Raw genomic sequence first — 11680 nt, 5'->3', positions numbered from 1 at the left:
GAAGTCTTATTTCAGTTTTCCTTCGGTGTCATTAAAATTTCCGGAAATGCTGGCGCCGCTGTTGACTGTCACATCGCCGTAGATAGTAATCGTGTTGTCGTCCCCAACAAATTCCAGTTTGGCCCCGCTGTTGAGCCTAAGGTCACCGTAAATGACAGTGGAGCCGGACAGTCTCAAGACAGATTTACTGTTTACATTGATGGAGGTATTTTTCTTGTATTGTCCAAAAGCAAAGGATCCATATACTTCCATCAGCCCATTGGAGTTGACGTTAAGGCTGTTTTCGATTGCCAAGGAACCGCAAAACAGAAAATTACCTCCGATGTTTACGTTTTTGAGCTGGGCAGATCCTCTAAAAGCAGCAGATTCATTGCCGTTTACATTGAGATTTGAACTTCCGGAATAAGCTTCCAAGTCTTCACACTTGTCCTCAGTTTCCTCAGTATCATTTCCCATTTTAAGTATCTGAATTCCCCCTGCACCAGTGGCTACAAAGATGAATTTGTTTTCAAATCGCACAAAATTCGAAGAACCGTCCAGGTCTAACACTCCATGCTGCTCGACGTCATCCGCCAATGCAATGGAAACCCCAGCGGCACCATTGGCCATAAACATCAATCCTCCATCCACTGAAACGGCATTTGTTACGATGTCGCCTGGCTCCACATTTTCAGGATTGATGGGGATGGCAAGTTTCGTAACCTGCTGTCCACTTGATAGATTATAAACACCTGCTCCGTTTTTCCCTTCTGAAATGTAGAGATGTCCGTCTTCGATATCGATCGTTCTTTTGGTTTGTGGCACATCTTGTTCTAAACCAATGGTGGTGACAGGTGTTTGTGAATTTGAATTAAAGATACTTGCACCCTTGGTTCCACTGAGGACAGCAAGTCGGTTTTCATCCGTAGCAACACTTCGCAAATCCTCGATAGGCACTTCACGTAGTAGGTTAAGATTTCTGTCAAAAACAGTCAAATTCCCATTGCTGCCGCTGACCAAAGCGATAAAATCACTGGTGGCAGTGACATCTGTCGCCACAAAACCGGGAACAGACACGAATCTGAAGTCGGAAGTAAACTTGCCTTCGGAAACTGATACCACGCCTAGGTTGGCTGGTTCTGTTACATCAATTTTATCCACATCGATTGCCATGGCCAAAAAGAGTTGACCGTCACGGTATTCCAAAGCACTGACTTCGGAATCTTCTAATATAGCTTGGGAGACAATTTTTGGCTTGTAAGGATCCGAAATGTCGATGATTTCCACCGCTCCCAAATAGGTACTTCCTGCAGTATTGTATCCCACATAGGCATAGTTACCCTCAATATCTATATGTGTGGCCTGAAGCGTATTTCCTTCGTGGGTAGGTGAGGAAGCATGGGAAATCAACACCAGTGAGAATTTTTCCGCATCCTCATCATTCATTACTCTTCCTGATGGATTGGCGGGAGAGGAGATTCCGATTACCCCGCTTCCGTCTAGTGAAAGGCGTTTGCTCAATTCTTCCGAATCGGTATTGATGAGGATATGGTTTTCAGATAATGGATCTGGATTGTCCTGGCAGGAAAAAATCATCCCAGCCAGCAAGGCAAGATAAATTAGTTTTACTTTCATTGATAAGTTAATACGGGGGAAAAAGCGCTTGGAATTCAGCGATTTGAGGGCTGATTTTAAAAGAAAATATTACCAATTAAAAAATAATAGATAAATATAATTTTTAGGTCATTTTAATGTATTTCAATTCTCTAAAAAGGAATTGTATAAGGCTCTGATACGGACATTCCGTAGATAAAAAAAGTATAAGGTGTTGAGGATTTTAAAAATACATCAATAGGTGAAATAATTATTCAGGCTAAATTTGGCCGTTTTTGAATCCAAAATGATCCACTTGGCTTAATCATGTTTTCAATTTTATGCCATTTTTGGGAAAGTCATTCTGAGAAGACAAGCATTTCTTACCTCCTCAGAATGACCTTATGGTATTCTTTGAAATTACCCCAACTGATCTCCAGGGTATAAATTCCTGCTGCTTTGGTTCTCAGTATCTCAGACAGCTGGCTGCTTAGTAGCGTTGCAGAGCTTCCTTGCAGGGTTTCAAACTGGCCAGTTGCTGAGATTACCCGAACGGTAATTTCCTCATCATTGTAGGCTCCGGTATCCAGCATTTCCAAATTTATCGGATCACCGGTAGTTGGATTCGGATAGACTCTCCAATAGGTCGTTCCAGGCATCGCTTCCACTTGGATAGCCTTGGTATCACTGTAGGTCGAATCCCCGTCAAAGTCAACTTGCTTCAGACGATAGAAGATATTTCCACCCGCCAGCGGCAGTTTCATATCCTGATAGGAGTAATCTATCGGAGCATCGGAATATCCCGCACCATTCACCTGCCCGATGGTTTCCCATGACTTGACATCATTGACAGACCGCTCGATTTCGAATCGGTCATTTTCCCATTCTTTTGCCGTAGCCCAAGTCAGATCACCCGAACGGAAGCCCGGATTGTACTTGGCATTGAAATAGAGGTATTCGACAGCAAGGATACGGTAATTGGGGTAGCGGATGTAGACAACGCCTGGGAAACCATCACCACCTCGACTTCCTCCGGCTCCTCCACCCGATCCAAAAGTGGTGGCGGATTTACCTTCGCCAGAATTAGTACCACTTCCACCTGCAAAATATGTAATTGAGTTAACTGTGTATTGACTTCCACCTAATCCCTCAATATTAGAGATTGCTCCAGAGGAGGTTCCTCCACCTCCAGCACCATAAAATATATCTTCGCCGGAAATACTCAATTGTCTTCCACTTCCACCATTTCCTCCGTTCATTTGGGTCCCTCCTCCAGAACTTGAACCATTGGCACCAGGGCCATTTACGCCTCCGCCTCCTGCTCCCGAAGTGCCAAATGCATCAGAATAAGCGGTTCCCCCACTATTACCAACACCTGAGCTGGAGCCTCCGGAAGAGGCATTAGTTTGATAGGCAGCACCACCACCTCCAGATGCGTCACCTAGACCATTTTCTCCTTGACGAATTGTTAGATTGGTATTTGAAGAACCTCCACCTCCGCCACCTTCAGCTATTAGAGGGTCAAAAACATTTGGTCCCGTATAATCAAAAAGAGGTCCAGTAAAAGTAGAAGCAAGGCCATTACCTCCTTTTACGCCTGAGTTTGCACCCAATCCTCGATTTCCAATTGAAAGGGTAAAGGTTGCATTTTGAAGGCCGGTTTCTCCGCCCATGGTAATTCCTGTGTATTGTTCGTAAACAACAGCACCGCCACCACCACCACCGGCAGCAGTTCCGAAGCCGCCGCCACCGCCACCGCCGACTACCAATACCTCAAATTCTTCTAATCCATCTGGTGCATCCCAGGTACATGGTCCTTCAAAACTAAATCTGACAACAGTAAATCCTTCTGAATCAATATAATTACTACCATTATCCAGCTGAGTAGAGCAAGGAGGCAAAGGATTGCAGGCAAAACTGAAAACAATCCTACCATTTGGCCCTGTCGCATGGACGATGGCACCATCAATCCTGTCAGAGATAGGTTCGGATGCGGGAACTTCTGTGGCAAAAACATCACTGCCATCAAAAACAACAAATATGGCACCACCCGGGACTACTGTCATTGTTTCAGCACTCGAGGATGATCCATCCCCAAATGCCTGAATGGTTACTTGGGTAATACCAGTAGGTACATAGAAAATCTCGTCTCCATTAGCTTCCAAATATTCTGTACTACAATTTACGCCATATGGCACAGAAGTATTTGTAGGAGGGAAGTAGGTACAATTGTCAGCATTGTTTCGAATCGAAACAATAGTTAAAATACTCGTCCCCTCATTGGAATAAGGTTGAGAATTGAAAGTAAGAATCCCATTTGTAGAAACGGAGGCAGTTGTTGTCTGATTTGTAGCTTGAATAACTCCGGAAGAGTTGTATACCACTGTATAAGTTCCCGTTGTGAATCCTCCGCTATATACAGTAAATGTAGAGGTGTAGGGAGGGGATCCAGCCAAAGGGTTTACTACATCAATATCAGTAATAGGATAGTTTGGATTACTCACCGTTATCGTACCTCCTGTGGTAGCCGGTATACAAGAATTGCCGATAGTGGTTACGGTGTAATTAAAGGTTCCTGAGACGGTAGGGGTACCGCTTATGGTAAGGGTTGTGCCTAATACGCTATGAGTCACACCCGTTGGCAGACCTGTTACAGTTGCTCCTGTAGCTCCACCTCCCAAAGTCATTGTGATAGGCGATATTGCAGCATTTTGACAAACAGTTTGGTCACTTCCAGCTGTGATGGTATGATTTGGATCTACGGTGATTGTTCCACCTGTAGTAGCCGTTGCACAAGAATTGCCGGTTGTGATTACAGTGTAAGTAAAGCTTCCTAATGTTGTTGGGGTACCACTTATGGTAAGGGTGGTACCTGAAACGCTAGCCGTTACTCCAGCTGGCAAGCCTGTTACCGTTGCTCCAGTTGCTCCACCACCCAAAGTCATTGTGATGGCCGTCATGGCAGCATTTAGACAAACTGTTTGATTGCTTGCTGCTGTGATGGTATGGATCGGATTTACAGTAATTGTTCCTGATGTAGTAGCCGTTGCACAAGCACTACCGGTGGTAGTTACCGTGTAAGTAAAAGGGCCTGAAACGGATGGAGTACCGCTTATCGTAAGGGTTGTACCTGATACACTAGCCGTAACACCCGCAGGCAAGCCAGATACGGTTGCTCCGGTTGCTCCACCACCCAGTGTCATGGTGATAGGAGTCATTGCAGCATTTTGACAAACGGTTTGGTCACTTCCTGCTGTGATGGTATGGATAGGATTTACAGTAATTGTTCCAGTTGTGGTAGCCGCAGTACAAGCATTACCGGTAGTAGTTACCGTGAAATTAAAAGGACCCGATACGGTTGGAGTACCACTTATAGTAAGGGTTGTACCTGATACGCTTGCAGTCACACCCGCTGGCAGGCCTGTTACGGTTGCTCCGGTAGCCCCACCGGCCAGAGTCATAGTGATAGCTGTCATCGGAGCATTTTGACAAACTGTTCGATTACTTCCTGCCGTAATAGCATGGATAGGAGTTACAGTAAGTGTACCACCAGTGGTAGCCACTGTACAACCATTGCCGGTGGTAGTTACCGTGTAAGTAAAAGGACCTGTGGCGGTTGGTGTTCCGCTTATCGTTAATGTGGAACCTGATACGCTAGATGTCACACCCGCTGGAAGACCTGTTACAGTTGCTCCGGTAGCGCCACCGCCCAAAGTAAGGGTAATAGGAGTCATTGAAGCATTTTGACAAACAGTTTGGTCACTTCCTGCTGTGATGGTATGAATCGGGTTTACAGTTATTATACCGGTTGTGCTGGCTGTTGCACAAGCATTACCGGTAGTAGTAACGGTGTAAGTAAAAGGACCTATGGCGGTTGGGGTTCCGCTTATCGTAAGGGTTGTGCCTGTTACGCCAGCAATCACACCTGCTGGCAGGCCTGTTACCGTTGCTCCTGTAGCTCCACCGCCCAAAGTTAGGGTGATAGCCGTCATTGGAGCATTTAGACAAACTGTTCTGTCACTTCCTGCTGTGATGGTATGGATTGGATTTACTATGATGGAACCTGTCGGAGCGGATTGACTTGAGGTACAGCCTCCCGTCATATTGACCGTGTAAGTAAATGTTCCTCCTGCAGGCACATTTGGTGTTCCGCTGATAGTAACAACATTTCCTGACCATACCCCGGTTACTCCAGTTGGTAATCCTGAGACAGTAGCTCCCGTCGCCCCTGTGGTAGCATAGGTGATAGTGGTGATGGCGACACCACTGCATACAGTTTGGTTAGTTGTGGCGGGTGCTGAAGTCCTTGTAATTGTATTCGTTGGCGTAACTGTAATGTCTACAGTTCGCGAGGCTCCCGTACATCCCATGGAGCTCGGTGTGATGATGTATCGAACTACAGCAGGTACAGTGCCGGTATTTGTAAGCGTTTGATTTATTGGACCTGATCCCGAGGTAGGCCCCGGTCCAAAAGTTATAGATCCAATTGGCCCGCTAATTTGGCTTGCTGTCCAGGTATAGGTAGTTGGATTATCGGTGATGTTACTAGTTAAAGTAATAGCAGTACCGCTACCGCTGCAGATGGTCGGCGAGGCAGGCGTCGCTGTAAGGACAGGAGTTGGCCTGATCGTTACCGGAAACGATACTGATGTTATGTTACATCGTTCCGTAGAACCTAAATAAGCGATAGGAATGACCTCAATTGTTGTTGTTACAGTTGTATTGGTAGTATTGGTAACTGTAAACTGCGGAAGATTAGCTGTAGTGGTAGCTAAAAAGCCTGAAGAAACGGTAGTACCTATTATTTGCCCAGTTGACGCAGGAGTTATAAAATTGGGGTCATAACTTAAAATGTATCTATAGGATAGGAAGGATGCATGGTTAGCTGTAGAAATGCTAATTGGTGACCCTGATGAGGAAAATGTACCACCAGGACAAAATGGGGTAGTGGACGGCGTATTGCTTAGGGTCGTTGTTGCTAGATTACCAAAACTAAGAATATTTTCAACTGTGATTACATTACTTGGTAACGCATTTCCGCAAATGTTATCAGTGACTACTAGTCTGTAGTAAATGGTAGGGTCAAACAAACCTACAGCAGGAGGCTGGTAAGTCAACCCGGTTGCACCTGCAATGTTATCAGTAGCTGACCAGCCAGTAGGTGAAGTCCTACTTTGCCATTGGTAAGAATAACTTCCACTTCCACCGGTAGCGGAAGTTCCATTTAGAGAATTAGGGACACCTCCCACACAAACTCCTTGATCATCACTGATCACTGGCGCTACCAGAGGGGCATAAATTGTCACGGTCACATTCACCGGCACACCCCGGCAAAAAGTAGGAGCCGGTCCCACCGGAGTAATGGTATAGGTTGTAGTTATGTTAGCAGTCGTGTTGTTTTTATATGTACCTACTAAGGTAGTTCCGGAGGTAGTTCCTGAAAGAGCAGTACCTGCTCCAGTTCCCACTAGACCTGCCGGGTTGGTTCGAGTCCATTCATAGGTGGTTCCGGCTAGGTTAATTGGTGCATTTGAAAGGGTAATAATAGTACCCGAACCAATGTTATCACATCTAAACTGGGATGCTGGAGTAGCAGTGACGGAAGGTAATTGATTAACAGTGATTGTCTTTGTTGTAACTGCCGTGCAAGTACCCAATGTGGCAGTCAAGGTGAGGGTGATCGTACCTGATTCTGATGTTCCTGCAGTATAAGTTGCTGTTGCAGGGTTGTTTGCATTGGTCCAAGTACCGGCACCACCTGTCCACAGTCCTGTGGCACCACCTGGGCCCACACTTCCTCCCATTGCCGGTGAAGGCTGGCCTTGGCAGATAGGACTGGTAAATGCAGTTCCTGCTGAAACTGTTGGATTTGGATTTACGGTAATGGTTTTTGTAGCAAAGACTGTACAGGATCCAAGTGTTGAAGTCAAGGTTAAGGTAATGACTCCCGATTCGGATGTTCCTGCAGTATATCTCGCAGTGGTTGCGTTATCCGCGTTAGTCCAAGTTCCGGCCCCGCCCGTCCAAAGGGCTGAAGCACCTGCTGTAACGCTCCCTCCCATGGCTGCAGATTGTTGACCTTGGCAAATCGCAGTTATTGCAGGCCCAACATTAATCACTGGATTTGGATTAACTGTAATAGTCTTGGTACTACTCGAAACGCAGGTACCATTACTGGCGGTCAAGAATAAGGTAATAGCACCTGATTCTGATGCACCAGCCGTATAGGTTGCGGTAGCAGGATCGTTGGCATTGGTCCAGGTGCCTGCTCCGCCACTCCAAGTACCGGTGGTAGCCCCGCCACTGACACTTCCACCCATAGCAATAGAAGTCGCACCTTGGCAGATCGCAGGTAAGGCCGCTCCCACATTGATAATGGGGTTAGCATTTACAGTAATAAATTTTGTCACTTGAATAGGCGTGCAGGAACCGCCGGTTGTAGTCAAGGTGAGCAGGACGTTTCCTGACTCAGATGCACTTGCAGTGTAGGTTGCGTTGGCCGGATCGTTTGCATTGGTCCAAGTTCCAGCTCCACCGCTCCATGTTCCTCCTGTGGCTCCTCCACCAAAGCTACCGCCCATTACCGCCGAAGTACCAGCTTGACAAATCGAAAATAAGGCAGGCCCTGGATCAGCAGTTGGGATTGGATCTACGGTGATAGTTCCGGTTGCGTTTATCGCCCCGCAACCGCCAGTCAAAGGAATGGAATAGTTGAAGGTGCCGGAGGCAGTTGGAGTTCCGGATATAGTTATGGTGTTTGATGTCCAGCTAGCTGATACTCCGGCAGGCAGGCCGTTTGCACCTGAGACACCCGGATTGGAGATTCCTGTAGCTCCTGTTGTAGTAAAAGTAAAACCGGCTGCCAATGCGGAATTAATACAAAGTGTTCGATTTGCACCGGCATTAGGAATTACAGTATTGTTAGGGGTGATGGTTATGGTTCCGATCGCATTCCCTGGGCCGCAACCACCCGTCAAAGGAATGGAATAATTGAAAGTTCCTGATGTCGTGGGAATTCCCGTAAAAGTAATCTGGTTACTGGCCCAAGCCACACTTATTCCCGGAGGAAGGCCTGTGGCACCTCCAGCATTGATCCCTGTTGCTCCCGTAGTGGATTGGGCTACTCCAACAGGAAGCGCAGAATTTATGCAAAATGTATTGAAGGTTATTGTTCCAGTTGTGTTGTTTGGAGATACTGTGATAGTTCCTATGGCATTTACAGCCGGACCGCAACCCCCATCAATTAAAGGAATCGAATAGTTGAAAGTTCCTGAGGAAGTAGGAGTTCCGGAAATGGTTAGGGTGTTTGAAGCCCAGTTAGCAGATACTCCGGCAGGCAGTCCGTTTGCTCCTGAAACACCCGGGTTGGAGATTCCGATAGCTCCTGTTGTGGTAAAGGTAAACCCTACTGGCAAGGCAGTATTAATGCAGACAGTTCTGTCTGTACCTGCAGTAGGAGTGGCCGAATTATTGGCAGTGACCGTGATTGTTCCGGTGGCATTTACCGTCCCGCAACCACCAGTCAAAGGAATTGAATAGTTGAAAGTGCCGGAGGCAGTCGGAGTTCCGGATATGGTTATAGTGTTTGAAGCCCAGCTAGCTGATACTCCAAGAGGTAGGCCGTTTGCACCTGAAACACCCGGATTTGAGATTCCGGTAGCTCCAGTAGTGGTAAACGTAAAGCCGGCTGGCAATGCGGTATTAATACAAAGAGTTCTGTCTGCACCGGCATCAGGAGTGGCCGTATTGCTAGGTGTGATGGTTATGGTTCCGGTAGCATTGACCGCTCCGCAACCACCAGTCAAAGGAATGGAATAGTTGAAAGTTCCTGCCGTAGTGGGAGTCCCGGTAAAAGTAATCTGGTTACTGGCCCAAGCCACAATTACACCTGGAGGAAGTCCTGTGGCACCTCCAGCATTTATCCCTGTAGCAACCGTAGTAGATTGGGTTACTCCAGCGGGAAGTGCAGAATTTATGCAAAATGTATTGGAAGAGATGGTTCCGGCAGTGTTGTTACCCGTGACTGTTATGGTTCCAGTAGCATTCACTACCCCGCAGCCGCCAGTCATGGGGATGGAATAACTGTAAGTTCCTTCTGTATTCGGAGTGCCTGCAAAGGTAATCTGGTTACTGGCCCAAGACACAGTTACACCAGGAGGAAGGTCAGTCGCCCCGGCAGCATCAATTCCAGTTGCTCCTGTGGTGGATTGAATCACTCCGCCTGGAAGGGGAGAATTTGCACAAAACGTATTTGAGGAGATGGTGCCGGCCGTGTTGTTGGGTGTGACGGTGATGGTTCCCGTGGCTGTTGTAGTAGTACAACTGCCAGTTGGGGTTATAGTGTAAGTAAATGAACCAGAAGTTGTTGGATTCCCGCTGATTGTCAAGTCGCCATCTACATAACTTGCAGTTACCCCTGTGGGTAATCCAGTGACAGTAGCTCCGTAACCACCAGCGATCACAAAAGTGATTGGACCTATACCAGTTCCCTGACATACCGTGGGGTTATTGGTTCCAGCACCAGAGGTTAATGTAGTCGAGCATGCCCAAGTGACAATCACTCGTCCATTTCCACCTGCACCACCGGATGTGCCTTGTCCACCTTCTCCACCGCCACCGCCACCAGGAGGTGAGCCGTTGACACCGACAGCATCGTCTGCTCCACCATTTCCTCCTGATCCAGCGCCATTTACTCCAGTTCCGCCTGCTCCACCAGCTGGACCTGTTCCAGAAGTCAAACCAGATGCCCCGATACCGGTAGAACTGCCAGCAGCTCCCCCACCTGAACCTCCTCGGTCATTGCTGGATGAAGCAGGTACAGAGGGACCACCCGCAGAGTTTATATTTCCGCCTGTACCGGCAACACCTCCAGCTCCGGGTGTATTGCCATTACCTCTTATACCCCCATTTACCGAAATCGTACCACCAAAGGTAGATGGTCCTCCGTTAGTTGAAGCAGAAGTACTGGTTTGGCCATTGCCACCTGTTCCAACAGTTACAGCAATTGTTGCATTTGGTGTGACTCCAAATGAATTGTATCGAGCAAAAGCTCCTCCTCCCCCTCCTGCAGCGGGTCTTCTACTATTGATAAAACCTCCACCTCCACCTGCTCCCCAGATATCGAGCTGGACATTAGTGATTTTGTGAGGGACAGGAAAGTTTCCACTGGCATTAAATATCTGTGATTGTCCGAAAGACTCCGTAATTCCAATTAAGAAAAATACCACCCCAAAGACCAAAAACCCGGCAACCGCCCTTTTCAACAAAGAACTGCCTCCTGAATTATTGGAAAGATCTTGGGAGTTTTGCCTGCCGGAAGTTTCACCCGAAGCCATAGTTTTTTCCGCCTTTTCAACCCCCAGTCGGACCAAAAAAGAAGAAAAAAAGCCTATAAAAATCAAAATGGAAATCTTTGGCAGCATTGCTGAACTTAAGGGCAAGGGATAAGCTCCGTAAAAGTACAAAAAAATGCATTTGAAAGTCGAAAAATAGCCGAAAATCCCAGTTCTTAGAAAATTATATATTCCTGTTCGGAAATTGGCTGATTTAGTATCCCCCTGATACTTAGATTCCTTGGTTTAGGGCCTGGAATCCCGTTCCTCAGAATTTGCAATTCTGAGGACTTGTTCTAGGATTTTTAATCCGCCCTTTCTATCTGGACTGTTGACAAAGTACTCGTCTTATTCAGGAAACCTTTCTTCGATTCACTTATCAATTGCCTCCAGCTTCATTTGGGGATTTATAAAATCAGCCAATTGCCTGGCGGATAAAGGCAAATTCCTAATCGCGTTTTGTGAAAATTGGGCTAAAGCCTGATTGAGAGAATGATCCCTAGAGGAATGGGCCAAAGCCACATCTATATTCCTTGCACAATAGCTTTCTTGGGTATTTAAATTCAATTGCCTCCAGCTTTAGTTGGGGGATAGAAATTAGACAGAGCAGTTCCGGCCTTCAGCCCAATCAATTATTATAATCTTGGGCTAAAGCCCGATTGAGATTATGGATCATAGAGAAATGGACTAAAGCCACATTCCTATTCATTGGACAGTAGATTTTTCGGGATTTAAATTCAATTGCCTCCAGCTTTAGCTGGGGGATAGAATTTAGA

Annotated in this window: 2 protein-coding genes; both read right to left on the bottom strand. The window is 46.7% G+C overall.

The window, feature by feature from the left end; all coding sequences use genetic code 11:
- Window positions 1–6: 6 nt before the first annotated feature.
- Window positions 7–1614, bottom strand: a complete 1608-nt coding sequence (locus tag B0E43_RS06695; protein ID WP_077347949.1) for a hypothetical protein — start codon at window positions 1612–1614, stop codon at window positions 7–9.
- 341 nt (window positions 1615–1955) lie between these two features.
- Window positions 1956–10907 (bottom strand): glycine-rich domain-containing protein, encoded by an 8952-nt coding sequence (locus B0E43_RS06690; RefSeq protein WP_139352684.1) that lies wholly within the window; start codon window positions 10905–10907, stop codon window positions 1956–1958.
- Window positions 10908–11680: the final 773 nt, after the last annotated feature.

Source organism: Algoriphagus sp. A40 (assembly GCF_002002735.1).
Classification (GTDB): Bacteria; Bacteroidota; Bacteroidia; order Cytophagales; family Cyclobacteriaceae; genus Algoriphagus.
The sequence above is the reverse complement of the archived record's forward strand: the minus strand, read 5'-3'. Positions and strand labels throughout refer to the sequence as shown.

What these genes read in the sequence shown, in the direction of transcription:
- B0E43_RS06695 (WP_077347949.1), bottom strand. Translation starts at nt 1,614, where the DNA reads ATGAAAGTAAAACTAATTTATCTTGCCTTGCTGGCTGGGATGATTTTT.
- B0E43_RS06690 (WP_139352684.1), bottom strand. Translation starts at nt 10,907, where the DNA reads ATGGCTTCGGGTGAAACTTCCGGCAGGCAAAACTCCCAAGATCTTTCC.